Consider the following 17795-nt stretch of genomic DNA (forward strand, 5'->3'; position numbering starts at 1 on the left):
TCTGTGTTATGCACACGTTAACATTTTTATATAAAATTACTTGCAGTTTACAAGTAATTGATCGACTCACGAAGCATCAGTAAGGTGGAGAGCTCCATTTTAGATTGTTCGATCGGCCTGTCTTCAATCAAATCCAATAAAAGCTTTGTTCCTACTTGACACATTTCTTTCAACGGTTTGTGTACTGTAGTAAGCGGTGGATTAAGATAGGAGACGACTGGAGAATCATCGAACCCAATCAGAGAAATGTTCTGGGGAACACGAAGACCAGCTGAATGTACAGCTCTCAATGCACCAATCGCTATATCGTCGTTGCCACAAAAAACCAGAGTAGGCAGGTCAGAAAGCGATAATAGGTATTCCATGTTTTTGAGGCCGCTTTCTAAGCTGTAGTCTCCTGTTAAAAAATAGGCTGGATTGGCAGGGATGCTTGCTTTTTTTAGACTGTCCAATACACCTTTTTCCCGTTCTTTTGTCGAACGAAAGTTTTTTTTCCCACCAATATAAGCGATCTTCGTATGTCCGCACCCAATACCGTAATCTACTGCCTGCATAACACCGGCCGCATCATCGGCAGTAACATTGATAACCGCTGGATCATTGATGTGACGATTGACAACGACGAAGGGAAACGCTTTTTCTTTCAGATAATCGATAAAAGGCTGATCTTCATCACTTTGACTCATAACGATCAGACCATCATAACGTTGCAAATTGATTTCTGTTAAATCAACAGCATCGATACTTTCGACAGATAAGCTGTAGTTTGTGTCCAATACTGAATGGATACCTGCAATGGAATCTGCTAGGAAATTTGATGAAGTTCCTTTATGCAAACTTGAGAAAAACAGTCCGATCAGATATTTTTTTTGATTTACTAAACCTTTTGCACTATAGTTCGGCGAATAATTCATTTCCTTAGCTAGTTGCCGTATTTTTTGTTTTGTTTCATTTTTGATTAAACTGCTGTTATTCAAAGCACGAGAAACTGTCGTATGAGAAACACCAGCTGCTTTAGCGATATCTTTGATCGTTACCATTCCATCATTTTCCTTACTTTTTCACTTTTTGTTAACGCATTCATCATATTACGATAACTACGATAAGTCAATAGATCTTTGGTATGAAAAGATTGCACACGTTAAAAATTACTTGGATTTTTATTTTTAATTATGCTATTCTTAAAAGCGGGGAATGCTCATTTAATTAGATGAGTATCAATTTTACAGAAAAATGAAAGCCTTTTATTTAAAGGAAAGAGAGGAAGAAAATGAAGAAAAGTACAGTGTTTTATAAAATATTTTTACCGATGTTTTTATTAGGAGCCGTACTTGTCATAGGATTTAGTTTATTTATTTATCAGAATACCTATGAGTCGATCGAATCGAGTTATTTAACAGATAAAAAGAACCTGCTCAGGCAAGTCAAAACGAACGTTGAATGGAAAATCAGAACGATCGAATATTCGTTTTCTACGTATGGTTCGACCAAAAATTTCTCGGATATATTCAAGCATCCACTGACATATACAAATTACTCCACTTATTCTGAAATCAGGAAAGAGCTAAACTTTATAGAAACAATTGTTATGGATGATAATAATTATGATTTACTCAGTTTAGCTGGTAAATGGGGAGTAATCAATGGATCGTTGACTCAACTGACTGAAGAGGAAGTTGAAAGGTATCAACAAAAGTACATAAATAACAAAGATAATTTATTTTGGCAAAAGAAAAACAAAGGAATCGAAATGGTGATTCCTTTACCAATGTTTGAAAAAGAAAAATATGCATTGGGAATTGCTACGATAGAGAAACATACAATAGAACAAGTTGTTGGGGAAAGTGGAGAAGATATACTTTCTATCGAAAACGAAGATGGAAAGCTTTTTTCTACACAGAAAGTAAAAGAAGAAGAGCAGCCAGATGCATTAGCGGATGTGGATCTAGATTACAACCAGTTGAAAGTGATAAGAGAAAATGGGACATCCTATATCGTACTGAAATCAGATTATAATAATTGGATTTACAGATTAGAAGTTGATTCTAGTGCAATTGGAGCAACGATTCGCAATCTGAGAATCGGGTTAGTTGCAGTGTCTTTGACGCTGGTAGGACTGATCGGTCTCCTTTCCTATTTATTTTCGGATAGATTTGCCCGTCCAATTTCTCAAATTCAGGAACGTTTGAATCTTAAATCAAAAGGATTCAGTGGGAAAGAACTAGATTTGGTCGCTCAATCAGTCAGTCGGATCATAGGAGAAAAAGAAGCGTTAAGTGCACACTTAGTTACCCAAAAGCCGCAACTAGAAACGTTATTTGTACTTAGTTTATTTAGAAATCGAGTAGAAAGGCGAGAACTAGATCAGCGGTTGCAGCAATTTGGTTATAGTTCTCAAACTGACTGCTATTATACGGCCTTGGTTCAAATCGATCTGTTAGAAGATAGTCACGGTGGAGAGCGTGATTTGCTACTTTTAGCAATCAACAACATGATCACGGAAATTGTGCCAAAGGAAAATCGAATGCTGCCGATCGTTTTGAATGAAGAAATGCAAGCCACTATTTATCGAATGGATAAAGATGATGCAGAAGCAAGCAAAAAAGTCATGGAGTATTGCCGACTCATTCAAAAACGTGTAAAAGAATACTTGAAATTAACTGTGAGTATAGGTATCAGTAACCGGTTCGAAACGCTGAATGAAAGCAAGCAATCGGTTGACCGAGCAAAAGAAGCCCTATATTATCGTGTAAATACTGGTCCGAGTTCGATCATATTTTATCAGGAAATTGTTCCTGCTGCGCATGAAAAAACGCTTATTAGATATCCAGTAGAAGAACAGAATCGATTGTTTGAAGCTATTCGTTCCGGAAATCAGGAAGTAAGGAAGTTGGTACATGAATTAATTAATGCATTGTTCGCACAAAATAAAAATCCTCTGAGCCGAGAAGTAGTTTCGGTCCGTTTGATCAATGAGCTCGTTCAATTAGGGCAGTTATTGGGAGTAGATTCAAAAAATTTTGATAACATGAAACAAATCTATGTAAAAGCATTGAACAATTATCATCCCAAAGAGCTAGAAAAACTTGTTTTAGAACAATTAGTCTTGCCAATCACAGAATGTTCTCAAGCAATCACTGATCATGAATTTAAAAATCTTTCGGAGAATATCATGCACATCGTCTATACAGAATATGACCGTGATCTATCTCTAGATGTGATTGCTGATAGGTTGCACTATAACCCTAATTATTTAAGCAATGTATTTAAAAAGGAAACAGGAGAAAAATTTGGTGATTTCGTTCAAAATCATCGTCTAGAGGTAGCGAAAAAGTGGTTGAAAGAAACCAATCTCTCTGTAAAAGAGATTGCAGAAAGACTGCAATATCGAAATCCGCAAAATTTTATTCGTTTCTTCAAAAAGAAAGAATCAATCACTCCGGGAGAATATCGAAAAAAATATTTGTGAAACAAGAGGCTGTTTTTCTTGTGGTCTGATTCAAGCAATAAAAGAGGACAGCGAAAAACAGCATTTCATGTTTTGTGGCTGGCTGAATTTATTGCCGCAGAATCAACAAGATAAACGCCGTTTAAACAAGAGGCTGTTTTTCTTGTGGTCTGATTCAAGCAATAAAAGAAAGGAGAATAACCTTAGTATTTGTCTTTATGAATAGTTAAATTTCAAGGCTAAGCACGCAAAAAGGACTGTGACCAAAGCTTTGTCACAATCCTTTTTTGCGAATAAACGGTATTCAAGAGACAGCTTATAAAAATAAGGCTGAACGTCTCTTTCATAACCTCTATTTTATGTTCCATACATAATCAACCTTTGACAGAACCTACGAGTGCGCCTTTGACAAAGTATTTCTGAACAAAAGGATAAGCAATCAGCATAGGGACTGTGGCAATAACGATAACAGCCATTTTAACTGTTTGTGCTGGTGGAATCACATCAACGGCACTACTTTCTGCTTGCATCCCGCTTGATACAATGACGATCTGACGTAAAAGAATCTGTATCGGCCATTTAGATGAATCGTTGATATACAAAATAGCGGTCATATAAGTGTTCCAGTAAGTAACAGCATAAAAAAGTGAGATAGTAGCAATAGACGGTAACGCTAATGGCAGCATGATTTTGAAAAATACACCGAAATCTGTGCAACCATCCATTTTTGCCGATTCTTCCAAACTATCCGGCAAGGCTTGGAAAAAGTTTCTCATAATGATCATGTTCATTGCATTAACAGCTACAGGCAAGATCATTGCCCAATAAGAATTGACCAGTCCCAGAGAACGAACAACTAAGAATGTGGGAATCATCCCCCCGCTGAACAACATAGAAAATACAACAAGAAAGTTGACGAATCCTCGACCAAACAAGTATTTTCTGGAAAGCCCGTATGCCATCAGTGAAGTTGCGCACATGCTGACGATCGTCCCAACCCCGGTAACGCCAATCGAAACAGCAAGTGCTCTAAAAATAGTTGGCGTAGATAGAATATAACGATACGCGTCTAGAGAAAAGGTAGTAGGGAAAAGGATAAATTTTTTCGCGACGACTTCTTGTGTAGAAGCGAAAGATGTAGCGATGATATTTAAAAAAGGCACGATACAGATCAAAGCTAGCAAGATCAGAAACGTATTGTTGAAAAATGTAAAACTTCTTTCTCCTATAGAGACTTTCTTTTTCATATAGATAGGCTCCTCCTCAAAATAAATTAAATGTTCTGTTTCTATGTATTCAATTTATCATCGGTGAAAGATTACGTATATAATCATTTCCTACGTTAAGTGTCAGATAGAAAAAAATAGAATAGTTACTAGGCGTATCTTATTTGTGAAGAAATACACTTATATATTTTGCAAGTATAAAAATCGCTGCTGTGTAAGCGTTTTTACATGCGATAAAAATGATTATATACGTAATTCGGATAGTTATCTATCATAAAGACATAAGCAGCAAACATTCATAAAACTAAGGAGGGGCTTATGGAAAGTGTAAAGAAACAAGAACCATTTCAACTGACGCTATCGAAAAAAGAAGAAAAGCTCAGAAGACGAAAAAAAATAATTGCAGGAATCAAAACGAATAAATTTTTATACGTGATGATTCTGCCGGGGGTCCTTTATTTCCTGATCTTTAGGTATCTTCCTATGGGAGGGCTCGTTATTGCTTTTCAAGATTATCAACCATTTTTAGGGATAATGGGCAGTCCTTGGGTGGGATTCAAACATTTCATTCGTTTGTTTACAGAGCCGACTTTCTTTACTTTATTAAGGAATACTTTGATCTTGTTCGGGTTAAATATCTTCGTATTTTTTCCGATGCCAATTATTTTGTCCCTACTATTAAACGAAGTAACGAACAAGCGACTGAAAAGTGGGATTCAAACGATCATTTACATCCCTCATTTCATGTCTTGGGTAATCATCGTTTCGATTACTTATGTATTTTTGAACGTTGACGGAGGGGTATTGAATGAATTCCTTGCAACGATGGGATTCGAAAAAATCAGTTTTCTGACATCTCCTGAGTGGACACGAACAGTCTATATTGGACAAGTAATCTGGAAAGAGTTGGGCTGGTCTACAATCATCTACCTTTCAGCAATCACTGCAGTAGATACACAGTTATATGAAGCAGCTGAAATGGATGGCGCAGGACGCTTGCGAAAAACATGGCATGTTACATTGCCGGCGATTCGTCCAGTAATCATTACCTTGCTGATTCTAAAAATCGGTCAGACACTGGACTTAGGTTTCGAGCATATGTACTTGTTATTGAATTCATTGAATCGAAGTGTTGCAGAAATTTTCGACACCTACATTTATACAGCTGGATTGAAGAATGGACAATTAAGTTTCAGTACAGCAATGGGATTGTTTAAAGGGGTCGTAGGATTATTCATGGTAATTTTAGCTAACAAGATCGCCAAAAAGCTAGGAGAAGACGGCGTTTACTAATTTAGAAAGAGAGGAAAAGACATGCTGCAGTCATTAGATAAAATAAATGGAAGGCTAAATCGTATTTTACAGTTGGTTTATTTGAATTTTCTGTGGGGTGGTTTAGTCATTGCAGGTCTGGGGGTTTTTACTTTTGGTCCTGCATCTTATGCAATGGTTGCAGTGATTAGAAAATGGCTGCGCACAAAAGAAACATTTCCTTTGACGAAAACGTACTTCTCATATTTTAAAGAAAACTATCGTGAAACCTTGCTGATGAGCTGGATATACGGCGTCATCGGAGTTGTTTTACTTGTGGATCTTTCTTTCATACACAATTGGTATCTTAGAATCGCTTTGTATATTGCTGCGTTCTTGTATTTGCTCTCAGCACTCTATATTTTTCCAATCATGGCACATTATGATTGGAAAGGATATTTTTTCAAAATGAAAATGGCATTTTTGTTCGGATTCTCTCATCTTCATTATTCATTAGTATTAATACTAAGTCTGGTGGGTATTTACCTGATGATCATCCAAACAATGCCAGGTGTTTTAACCTTTATCGGTGGCAGTCTCTTCTTTTCCGCAGTCACGTGGACAGCAAATTCTATATTTTGCCATTTGGAATGGAAGAACTCATATACAGAAAAAACAGAAGAAAACAAAAATATCATTAAAACAGTGAAGGAGAAAATTTATGAAAAAAGCAACGCTCGTAAAATTAGGTCTTAGTTTTGCAGGAATTTTAGCACTTGCCGCATGTGGCAACAGTTCAAACAACAGTTCTTCAGAAACAGAAGATGGGAAAACCAAAATCACTTGGTTGAATATTTTACACCATGCTTCCCCACCAACTGACACAATCGTGAATCTAATAGAAGAAAAAACCGATACGGAACTTACATTCAATTGGATTCCTGATGCTTCAAAAGAAGAAAGACTGACAACTGCATTGGCTTCTGACGAACTAGGAGATATCGTTACACTTCAAATTGCTATGCTGAAAAACTCTTCTGTCCGAAGTGCGTTGAAATCAGGCGTATTCTGGGATGTATCGGAATATTTAAAAGACTATAAAAACTTAAGCCAAATCTCTGAGGATAGAATCGAAGCTGCAAGTATCGACGGAGCATTGTATGGTGTGCCAATGCAAAAGGACTATGCTCGTGCTGGTTTAGTCATTCGAAAAGACTGGTTGGATAATCTTGGATTAGATGTTCCAACTACGATGGATGAACTTTACGAAGTAGCTAAACAATTTACAGAAAACGATCCAGATGGAAATGGTGTGGATGATACAGTTGGTTTTGGTGATCGTGCGCCTAGTGATATTCGTTATACCAGCTTTAAGCTGTTCACTTCTTATTTTGGAGCACCGAATGGCTGGGCTGTAGATGATAATGGCAAATTTACTCCAGAATTTGATACAGAAGAATACATGAAAGCGTTGAACTTCTCAAGAGATCTATTTGAGAATGGCTATTTGGCACAAGATTTTGCGGTTACTCAAAAGACTGACCAGCAAGAACAATTTGCACAAGGAAAAACAGGAATCTACACTGGGATGGTGGATATCAAGAACCTGAAGACAATGGGACAAGGTATTCAAGATGATATGGAATTAGTCCCTGTAAACAAGATTTCAGATGGTGAAGGCGGCGGTTATCATGTTTGGTCAGAAGGAAATGGTATTGGTGGTTTGTTAGCATTCCCTAAATCACAAGTAAAAGACGAAGCACAATTGAAGAAATTACTGCAATTTGTTGATGATCTTCTAGAAGAAGATATGTATAAATTGATGACTGGTGGTATTGAGGGAACACATTATGAATTGAATGATGATGGTTCTATCGAATTTATCGATATGGATCTTTGGCAACAAGAAGTGCAACCGCTATCAAGTTCTCGCCCTAGTGAAGTAACGTTCTCTTTCAAAGACGCAGATCCTGAAAAAGAATTGTCGAATCAATTGATCAAAGAAAACGAAGAATTCGCTGTAATGGATCCTTCTGTGCCATTGGATTCACCGACGAACAATGAAGTAGGATCGGAAATCGAAAAAATCGTTATTGATGCTACAGTGCAATACATCATGGGACAGCTTGACGAAGAAGGATTCAAGAAAGCTGTAGAAGACTGGAAAGCACAAGGAGGCGACCGAATCACACAAGAGTACGAGGAAGCATACAAAGCCGCACAATAGTATAGATGATTGGGACAAATACTTCTTGGTATTTGTCCCAAATCCTATTTTAATTTTTAAAGGAGAGCAAATAATGGAAAACTGGTCAAAGAGATTAGCAAAAAGCATCATGGAAAGAACACCTCGCTTATATGAAGAAAAGTGGTATAAAGGAAAATGGTCTTATGACTATGGCGTCGTACTTAAAGGGTTCCAATTACTTTGGGAACAAACCCAAGAAAAAATTTATTTTGATTTCATAAAAGACAATATCGACTATTTCGTGCAAGAAGATGGAACGATCCGTGGCTACAGCGTTGAAGAATACAATATCGACCATGTAAATACAGGAAAGCTTTTCTTTTTATTGTACAAAGAAACAGGCGAAGAAAAATATAAAAAAGCAGCAGAACTCCTTTCCCAGCAGTTGGCAAACCATCCGCGTACATCCGAAGGGGCTTTTTGGCATAAAGAAATTTATCCTTATCAAATTTGGTTAGATGGATTATATATGGGCTCACCTTTTTATGCTGAATTTATCCAGAATTTTAGTGAGGAAAAAGATTACCAAGATGTCTTGAGACAGTTTGAAATCAGCTATAAACATTTATTCGATCCAAAAACAAATTTATTAATCCATGCATGGGATGAAAAGAAAGTCCAACCATGGGCTGACCCAGAAACAGGTTTATCTCATCATTTCTGGAGTCGATCGATTGGCTGGTATTTGATGGCTGCGGCAGATACCTATGAATTGCTTCATGCGGAAACGGATTGTTCTTTGCTGAAGGAAATTTTAGAAAAGACATTGACCGCATTACTTCCGTATCAAGAAGAAAACAGTGGGACATGGTATCAAGTAACAACAGAAACAAAACGGAAAGGAAATTATCTGGAAGCTTCTGGCAGCAGTATGTTTGTTTACGCAATGGCTAAAGGGATACGCTTAGGCTTGCTGAACAAAGAAGAGTGGCTGCCGCAAGTGAAAAAATCTCATCAAGGACTACTCGATGAATTTGTTCTTGAAACAAAAGAAGGCTGGTTGAACTTGAACAAAAACTGTCAAGTAGCAGGGTTAGGCGGAGCAGAACAGCGAGATGGTTCATACGCTTACTACATCAGTGAGCCGATTATTTGTAATGATCAAAAAGGTGTCGGTGCATTCTTGCAAGCATTGATCGAAGTGGAGGCATTATAAACATGTATGATATTTTGACATTTGGCGCATCAATTGATGAATTGAATACTGAAGCAATACAACAAGCGATTGATGCAGCAGCAAGCGCAGGAGGCGGAACCGTAGTTGTGCCAGCAGGTGAATTTTTAACAGGGGCTTTATTTTTAAAAAGCAATGTAGAACTTCATTTGAGCGCAGGGGCGGTTTTGAAATTCTCTGACGATCCAAAAGATTATCCTATTGTTCATTCACGTTGGGAAGGAGTCCATCGAAAAGTCTATGCTTCCTGTATCTATGCACAAAATGTAGAGAACATCTCTGTCACTGGTTTTGGTACATTAGATGGAAATGGAAAAAAATGGTGGCATACTTTCCGAAACGAACCAGATAATCTGGCTTATCCTCGTCCTAAATTGATAAGTTTCCATAACTGCCATCGAATCACTGTGAAAGATATCAAACTGATCCAGTCACCAAGCTGGACGATCAACCCAATTCTTTGTAGCAACGCGACGTTTGACAACTTGACGATTTTGAACCCAGCGGATTCACCAAATACAGACGGCATCGATCCAGAATCCTGCAAAAATGTGCGTATTAGTAATTGCCATATTGACGTGGGAGATGACTGTATCGCAATCAAAGCAGGGACTGAAGATACGTACGAAAGAATTGCTTGTGAAAATATCACGATTACAAATTGCACGATGGTCCATGGACACGGAGGGGTCGTGTTAGGAAGTGAAATGAGTGGTAGTATACGTAATATTACCATTTCAAATTGTATCTTCCAAGAAACTGATCGAGGAATACGATTGAAATCTAGACGAGGTCGAGGCGGGATCGTTGAAGATATTCGAGTATCCAATATAGTCATGGATAATGTGATGTGTCCATTTATACTGAATCTTTATTATTTCTGCGGTCCGCGAGGAAAAGAACCATATGTATGGGAAAAAACGGCTTATCCGATAGATGAGCGGACACCAGCATTCAGAAGGATCCATTTTTCGAATATCACGGCAAGGAATGTCCATGCTTCTGCAGGATTTATTTATGGATTAGCAGAACAGTTTATACAAGAAATCACATTTGATAATATTGATGTTTCAATGGCCCAAGATGCAGTTCCCGGTGTCCCTGCTATGATGACAGGGATAGAGGAAATGAGTAAGCAAGGATTTTACATTGGTTTTGCGGATAAGGTTACCTTTAATCAAATGACGATTGAGAATCATGAAGGACCAGCATTTCTATTAGAAAATACGAAAGAAATCAGTATTGAGAAATTCCGATCAACTCAATCGGAAAATATGGATGAGCTGGTTGTTCGTAAAAACTTTGCTTATGCAGTTGAATGACTTTTTAGGTGATCCATCTAGCAGACTTACTCCTAGTGGAAAGCGATTATACAGAGAAAAACAAAATGGGTTTATGCTTGAATATTATCAACTGTACTTAAATGAATTGGAAACAGTACCAGCACTTTATGCTTACCCGGAGAAAGAAGGACCGTTTCCGACGGTCCTTTACCTGCATTCTCACGGCGGAGATTTTTCAGTCGGGAAAAGTGAATTGATCCATGGTGCTCCTTACTTAGCTTCTCCATCTTTTGCAGAAGTACTGACAGGAATGGGATATGCTGTTTGGTCGATTGATGCTTGGGGATTTGAAGAACGCGGAGGTATTTCCGAAAGCGAGTTGTTCAAACAATTTTTATTAACAGGAAAAACGTTATGGGGAATGCGTATTTATGATGTGATCAGCTTGATCGATTATTTGGAGACAAGGGAAGACACAGATACTCAACGGATCGCAACGATTGGTCTTTCTATGGGAGGCTTATTAAGCTGGTGGGTGGCGGCATTGGATTCTCGTGTCAAAGTTTGTATTGATCTAGCGGCACAGGTGGACATCGAAACACTTTTGCTGCATCGTCGCCTAGATCATCATGGGTTTTATTACTATGTGCCAAACCTACTGACAGCTTATACAACGTTAGCAATCCAAGAAAAAATCGCTCCGCGCCCTCGTCTTAGCTTAGTTGGAAAAAACGATACGATGTGCTTGGACGAAGGCGTACTGAAGCTGAGAAAAGGACTGGACAAAAAGTATCAATCAATGGGTAGTCCAGAAAACTTTTCTTCTTTTTCTTTAACAGGCGGTCATATGGAAACACAAGAAATGAGAAACATTTGGAAACAATTCATAAGGGAGCATTTATGAGGATGAAAGACAAACTGATAATTGGAAAAAATTCTATAGATACCCCGACGGATTTTGAAACTATCCAAGAAGGAATTGATTATTTGGCAGACCTGCCGGATAGCCATCCAAAGGTCTTGATAGTAAAAGAAGGAAGATATGATGAATATATAGAAAGTAGATTATCCAATTTTAAACTTGTGGGAACAGGAACAGTAGTGATCTCCGGTAATCGTTTTGCAAAACAGGAGTATCTTGAAGGTAGCCAGTTAGGGACTTTCCGAAGTGCTACTTTTTTCTTAGAAGGATCGAATGTCGTATTAGAAAATCTTCACATCGAAAATACAGCAGGTCCAGGAGAAAAAGTAGGTCAAGCTGTTGCTTTATTCAATTCAGGAGATCGCGTATTGTTAAAAAAATGTCGACTAACTGGTTACCAGGATACTTTATGCACGGGTCCGTTGCCTGATTTGCAAAAAGATGGTACGCCTTTTTGTACACCGGCTTCTGCCAATCCTGATTATTGTCGTCAGACCTATGAATATTGCTGGATTGAAGGAACGGTGGATTTCATATTTGGTGGGGCAGATGCAGTTTTTCGCCAGTGCCGTATCCATAGCTTAGCCAGTAAAAATCCTGGATACATCACAGCAGCATCTACGCCGAAAAATCAAAAATCAGGGTATCGTTTTGAAAGCTGTACCTTGACTGCAGAGCCTGATACTAGAAACGTCTATTTAGGAAGACCGTGGCGCCCGTATGCAAATGTTGTATTTGAAGCGTGTAAGATAGGTGGGCATGTTCACCCAACTGGTTGGGATAATTGGGATGACAAGAAAAATGAACAGACTGCCAAATTCTCTGAACGAAATAACAATTATGAAACACCAATCAAAAGACCTGAATGGATCCATTTAGAAAAGCAGGGGGTTCTGAAATGAAAAGAAAATGGGAACTATTGCTAGGAATAATCGGTGGCAGCCTATCTCTGATTTTCTTTGGCGGGTTAGCAGTTACTTTAAGTAATATGTCTGCGTCAGAGTTTAAAAAAAGTTATCAGTCGCTTGCTGTCGATCATCCAACTTTGTCTTTAGAAAATACATTTGAGCTATTACAGGACATGACTGGTCTGTTTGCCGTTGTATTGTTTATTTCACTTGCTTTTTTAGCAGTAGCACTATTTTTGACGGCTAAAGGAAAATACTTAACAACTGCCACTGGCTTGTATTTTATAACGGGAGTTATATTGTTGGTCGGCACTCAGTTTATTGCGTTTCCTTTTGCATTTTTTTATTTTGCCGCTGGGGCATTCAGTTTGTATCGAGTAAGAATAAGAAAGGAAGCCTGAATCATGCAGACTATCAAAGTGAAAAATCCTATTTTAAGAGGGTTCAATCCAGATCCTAATATTTTAAGAGCGAAAGACCGATATTACATTATTGTCTCCTCTTTTGAATGGCTTCCAGGAATTCGAGTATATGAGTCGAAGAATTTAGTCAATTGGTCACATACAACGGATATTTTGACCACTCAAGTATCTTTGCAAGGAAATCCTACAAACGGAAGCATATGGGCACCGCAAATCAGTTATGCTGATGGATTGTTCTATCTTGTTTACACAGATGTCAAAAGTGCAGGCCGTCCGTTTAAAGATGTCCACAATTACTTGATTACTGCATCTGAGATCACAGGACCTTGGTCCGAACCGATTTATTTAAATAGTAACGGCTTTGATCCTTCTTTGTTTCATGATTTGGAAACAGGAAAAAAATGGCTTGTCAATGAATTATGGGACTATCGTCTGGACACACCGAATAAATCCAGCGGTATCGTATTGCAAGAATATGATGCAGAGAAGAAGAAGCTTGACGGTCCCATCTATAAAATATTTGCAGGTACAGAATTAGCGAAAACAGAGGCACCGCATTTGTATTTTCGTAACGGGTATTATTATTTGATGACAGCAGAAGGCGGTACAGGAAGAGGACATTCAGTCACAGTCTGCCGAGCAAAGAAGATTACTGGTCCTTACGAGCTTGATCCTGGTTTTCCTATGCTAACAGCTAGTGACAAACCTGCTTCTACATTGCAATGTACAGGACATGGGAGCTTAGTACAAACCCCGTCAGGAAAATGGTACATGACATATCTTTGTACCAGACCATTAAACGGTGCGGCTATTTTGGGAAGAGAAACCGCTATCCAAGAAGTGTATTGGACGTCCGACGATTGGTTAAGGCTTAAAGATAACCAGACAACTCCGATGGAAGAAATAATGATTGAGACGAATGAAGAGGTACAACAAGAGAGAGATCATCAGTTTATGGATACATTTGAAGGAGAGCTAAAAAAGAACTGGAATGCCAGACGTATTTTGCCAAGGGCTGATTGGTGTGATACAAAAACTAGACCTGGTTTTTTACGACTGATTGCCGGTGAATCTCTTCAATCTACCTTTGACCATCACTTATTAGCTATTCGGCAAACGGATTTTACTTTTGATGCGGAGACAGCATTTGAATATACACCTAATAATTTTAATCAGATGGCTGGACTGGTATTGTACCTAAATGAATCCAATTATATTTATTGCTATGTTACTTGGGATGAGAACAAGGGAAAATGTCTTCGTATGATAGAATCAGAAAACGGAGTTGCACAAATAGAAGATTGGAGGATTCCACTCACAGAAAAGAAGACTTTCTTGAAAGTAGCCGTAAGGAAAGAGACAGCACAGTTTTATTTGAAAGACACACCATCTGAAGAATGGAAGGAAGTAGGTCTACAAAAAAACATGTGTATACTCTCAGGTGGATTTACCGGGAATTTTATCGGGATAGTCGTACATGATTTGAATAGAAAAAGAGGAAGTTATGCGGACTTTGAATTTTTTAAGTACGAAGGAAAAGATCTTGAATAATCTAACTCTCTAATAAATAGAGATTCACTAACTTGTTTTTGCTAGTTAGTGAATCTTTTTGTTTATCTATGATGTTATGCAAATAATATCATTGCCCTTGTGTGACAATGCTTTTGAAAGTATTTTTGTTTTTTCTCTGTCAAGATAATGCAATAAAATGTCAATATTGTGAATATCAAAACAATAAAAAAAGAGTTATAATTTTGAAAACGTTTACTAGAAGAGGTAGGAGGAATTCAAATGCTTTCACAAAATGCTGTTACAGCAAATACAGTAAAAAAAGAAAAAAAGGAATTTGGGATTTCCGATAAGATAGGCTACATGTTCGGTGATTTAGGTAACTGTTTTATTTTAGGTTTGGTCAATAGTTTCTTGATGATTTATTATACGAATGTTCTTGGTGTTTCAGGAGCAATCGTAGGTACGTTATTCTTGATCTCAAGAATTTTGGATGCGTTTGCTGATGTGATGGTTGGAAGATTATGCGATGTCTCAGAGTTAACAGAAGCTGGCCGATTTATTCCTTGGATCAGAAAAATGAAATATCCATTTTGCTTAGTGACAGTCATTTTGTTTTTACCATTCGTCCAACATCTTCCAATGACGGTGAAGATTGCATATATTTTTGTTTCATATATTGTTTATGGTATTTTTCTGTCAACAATCAATATCCCTTACGGAGCAATGGCAGCAGCCATTAGTTCAAATCCTAATGACCGCACCTCGTTATCCACATTCCGAAGCATTGGTTCTGCGATTGGCGGGTCAACTACAGGATTCTTTATCCCGATTTTGATGTACACCCATAACAAGAGTGGGCAGCAAGTCGTTTCGGGGAATCATTTCTTTTGGATTTCCATCGGATGTGCGGCAATTGCATTTGTCGCATACATGCTGACTTGTAAATTGACTACTGAACGAGTAAGAGTTGTCAAAAACGAAAAAGTGTCTGCTTCTCAGTTGGTAAAAGGTTTGTTGGCTAACCGAGCACTGATTATTTTAGTCATTGTTGACATTTTCATCGTGATCAATCAGATTTTAGCTGGGACGAATATGACTTATTTATTTAATGATTACTTCCATAATAAACAAGCAATGTCTGTTGCTCTTTTATTTACTTACGGAACAGTAGTAGTTTTAGCACCATTTGCTACAAAGCTGACAAAATTATTTGGTAAAAAGGAAGCAAGCGTATTTGCGTTACTCGCTTCTTCATGTATGTACTTGCTGATGTATTTCCTTCATATAACCAATGCATGGGTATATCTGATTCTTTTATTTATTGCTACTTTAGGATCTGGTTTATTCAATTTGATGGTCTGGGCATTCATTACTGACGTGATTGACTACCATCAATATAACACAGGCTTAAGAGAAGATGGAACAGTATACGGAGTGAATTCTTTTGCGAGAAAAGTAGGACAAGCATGCGCAGGAGCAGTCGGCGGATTTATGCTAGCACTCATTGGTTACCAATCGTCTACAACAGGTGGAGCCATCCAATCAGTTTTAGTACAAGAAAGAATTTATACGATGGCAAACTTGCTACCAGCATTCTGTTTATTTGTATCCGCAATCATTTTATTAGTAGGGTATCCGCTGAATCGTTCGAAAACTGTGTTTATTGGTGAAGAATTAAAAAAAATCAATGAAAGATAAGGAGAAAAGTATTGCAGACAAAAAAAGAGTTCATCAATGCTTTAGACTTTAAAACAAACGACATTCAACAAGATGATACAGTAATGCTGCAAAAGGCAATCAATCAAGGTGCAAAAGAACACTTGCCCATATTTATTCCAAAAGGTATTTATTTAGTCGGTGCACTTTTTTTAAAAGATAAGAGCCATCTCATTTTCGAAGAAGGGGCTGTTCTCAAGGGAAAAACAGAGATCGAAGCATTTCCAGAGATTGATACACGAGTTGCTGGAATAGAAATGAAATGGCCAGCAGCGATTTTGAATGTTCTCTCAGCAAAAGATATTCTTATAGAAGGAAAAGGAATAATCGACGGACAAGGAGAGCATTGGTGGGAACTATATTGGGGGAAAGACCAAAAAAGCGGAATAAGAGCTGAATATGATCGAAAGGGACTGCGTTGGATTGCAGATTATGCTATTAAGCGACCGCGCGCATGTTTACTGTATCATGCAGAACATGTTGTCATTCGTGATTTGATTTTTCAAAAATCAGGTTTTTGGAACCTGCAAATCACTTATTCTAACGATGTATTAGTAGAAAAAGTAATCATCCGTCATAATGATGGGCCAAGTACAGATGGGATTGACATTGATTCTTCAACAGATGTGCGTATCTATGAATGTGATTTGGCCTGTGGTGATGATTGTATCGCTATTAAATCTGGCAGGGACGGTAACGGTGCAAGAGTCAATCGAACATCATCAAGAATCGAGATTGCGAGATGTAACATTCGTTCAGGTTACGGCGTAACTATTGGTAGCGAAGTGAGTGCTGGAGTTAGTGATGTGTATATTCATGATATCAATTTTTTTCAGTCAGACTGTGGTATTCGAATGAAATCTTCAAGAGAAAGAGGGGGAGTGATTGAAAATATCAGGGTAGAAAACCTGAATATGATGGATGTACAATTTCCGTTTTCTTGGATAATGGACTGGCATAATGAATATAATAGAAAAAATAGCAATGGCCTTGAACGAATGCCAGAAAGTTGGCAAGCAGTGGCTGAAGAAATACCTGAATCAAAACAAATGACAAAAGTTAGAGACATACATGTCAAAAATGTACAGGCAAGTCTTTCTCCAGGCTATCCACTTCCTTCTCGGGCTTTTGACTTGGTAGCATTTCCTGAAAAACCTATAGAAGATGTCTGCTTTACTCATTGTACAATAACTGCAAAAGAATTTGGACGAATCGAAGCAGTTCAAAACTTATGTTTCGAAAGCTGTATTCTATCAATAGAAACAGGGAACACAGTTGCAAACAATACTTTTGACAATCGTTGAAATTATAATAAGGTCAAGCTAAAATATTATTTTAGCTTGACCTTTATTTTTTTTAATGATATATTAAACAACGTTGTCGCATCTGATTGAAACATTTTGTGAAAATTCCAAAAAAGAGTTGACACATGTTTTTAGACGTGATAAGATAACTGAGTCGTTAAAAAAGAACAGCTTGCGAAGCTTGATTCTATCGAAAAAAACTTCAAAAAAGTTCTTGACAAATAACAAACGATAAGTTATGATAAATGAGTTGCTGAAAGATTTCGAAAAACGAAATCGAAAAAAACTTTTAAAAAAGAGTTGACAATCACTTGTTGCTCTGGTATGATATAAAAGTTGCTACGGCAGCCGAAAATAAATCGGAAAAACACTTCCGATGAA

General features: G+C 37.7%; 14 protein-coding genes. 12 read left to right on the top strand and 2 right to left on the bottom strand.

Annotation, left to right across the window (positions count from 1 at the left end; all coding sequences use genetic code 11):
* Positions 1–47 precede the first annotated feature (47 nt).
* A complete protein-coding gene (locus HMPREF2988_RS06520) occupies positions 48–1040 on the bottom strand; it encodes a LacI family DNA-binding transcriptional regulator (protein ID WP_002329936.1) in 993 nt (330 codons plus the stop codon).
* Positions 1041–1270: 230 nt separating this feature from the next.
* Here HMPREF2988_RS06520 and HMPREF2988_RS06525 point away from each other — a divergent pair, with 230 nt between their 5' ends.
* Positions 1271–3469, top strand: a complete 2199-nt coding sequence (locus tag HMPREF2988_RS06525) for a helix-turn-helix domain-containing protein (protein ID WP_024635778.1) — start codon at positions 1271–1273, stop codon at positions 3467–3469.
* A gap of 353 nt (positions 3470–3822) precedes the next feature.
* Here HMPREF2988_RS06525 and HMPREF2988_RS06530 read toward each other — a convergent pair whose 3' ends face one another.
* Entirely contained in the window at positions 3823–4695 is an 873-nt protein-coding gene (locus HMPREF2988_RS06530; protein WP_002329939.1) for a carbohydrate ABC transporter permease, read from the bottom strand.
* 297 nt (positions 4696–4992) lie between these two features.
* Between HMPREF2988_RS06530 and HMPREF2988_RS06535 the strand changes: the two genes are divergently transcribed.
* The 11 genes from HMPREF2988_RS06535 (at position 4993) to HMPREF2988_RS06585 (ending at position 17414) form a co-directional block, all read left to right on the top strand.
* Positions 4993–5967 carry an ABC transporter permease gene (locus HMPREF2988_RS06535; protein ID WP_002320509.1) on the top strand — a complete coding sequence of 325 codons (975 nt, stop codon included), beginning with the start codon at positions 4993–4995 and terminating at the stop codon, positions 5965–5967.
* Positions 5968–5988: 21 nt separating this feature from the next.
* A complete protein-coding gene (locus HMPREF2988_RS06540) occupies positions 5989–6681 on the top strand; it encodes a YesL family protein (protein ID WP_002316990.1) in 693 nt (230 codons plus the stop codon).
* Complete coding sequence (locus HMPREF2988_RS06545) at positions 6647–8152, top strand: extracellular solute-binding protein (RefSeq protein ID WP_070770255.1); 1506 nt, start codon at positions 6647–6649, stop codon at positions 8150–8152. The genes HMPREF2988_RS06540 and HMPREF2988_RS06545 overlap by 35 nt, the downstream gene beginning before the upstream one ends.
* Positions 8153–8225: 73 nt before the next feature.
* Positions 8226–9329, top strand: a complete 1104-nt coding sequence (locus HMPREF2988_RS06550; protein ID WP_070770257.1) for a glycoside hydrolase family 88/105 protein — start codon at positions 8226–8228, stop codon at positions 9327–9329.
* A 2-nt stretch (positions 9330–9331) separates the two neighbouring features.
* Positions 9332–10669, top strand: coding sequence for a glycoside hydrolase family 28 protein (locus HMPREF2988_RS06555; RefSeq protein ID WP_070770260.1), 1338 nt, complete (start codon positions 9332–9334; stop codon positions 10667–10669).
* A complete protein-coding gene (locus HMPREF2988_RS06560) occupies positions 10656–11534 on the top strand; it encodes a dienelactone hydrolase family protein (RefSeq protein ID WP_070770271.1) in 879 nt (292 codons plus the stop codon). The genes HMPREF2988_RS06555 and HMPREF2988_RS06560 overlap by 14 nt, the downstream gene beginning before the upstream one ends.
* Positions 11531–12454, top strand: coding sequence for a pectinesterase family protein (locus HMPREF2988_RS06565; RefSeq protein WP_070770262.1), 924 nt, complete (start codon positions 11531–11533; stop codon positions 12452–12454). The genes HMPREF2988_RS06560 and HMPREF2988_RS06565 overlap by 4 nt, the downstream gene beginning before the upstream one ends.
* Positions 12451–12861, top strand: coding sequence for a DUF4064 domain-containing protein (locus HMPREF2988_RS06570; protein ID WP_070770264.1), 411 nt, complete (start codon positions 12451–12453; stop codon positions 12859–12861). The genes HMPREF2988_RS06565 and HMPREF2988_RS06570 overlap by 4 nt, the downstream gene beginning before the upstream one ends.
* A gap of 3 nt (positions 12862–12864) precedes the next feature.
* Positions 12865–14433: a glycoside hydrolase family 43 protein gene (locus HMPREF2988_RS06575; protein WP_070770266.1), complete on the top strand. Its 1569-nt coding sequence runs from the start codon at positions 12865–12867 to the stop codon at positions 14431–14433.
* 240 nt (positions 14434–14673) lie between these two features.
* Positions 14674–16092: an MFS transporter gene (locus HMPREF2988_RS06580; RefSeq protein ID WP_070770268.1), complete on the top strand. Its 1419-nt coding sequence runs from the start codon at positions 14674–14676 to the stop codon at positions 16090–16092.
* A gap of 11 nt (positions 16093–16103) precedes the next feature.
* Positions 16104–17414: a glycoside hydrolase family 28 protein gene (locus tag HMPREF2988_RS06585; RefSeq protein WP_070770269.1), complete on the top strand. Its 1311-nt coding sequence runs from the start codon at positions 16104–16106 to the stop codon at positions 17412–17414.
* Positions 17415–17795 lie beyond the last annotated feature (381 nt).

Source organism: Enterococcus sp. HMSC061C05 (assembly GCF_001814765.1).
Taxonomy (GTDB): domain Bacteria; phylum Bacillota; class Bacilli; order Lactobacillales; family Enterococcaceae; genus Enterococcus_B; species Enterococcus_B lactis.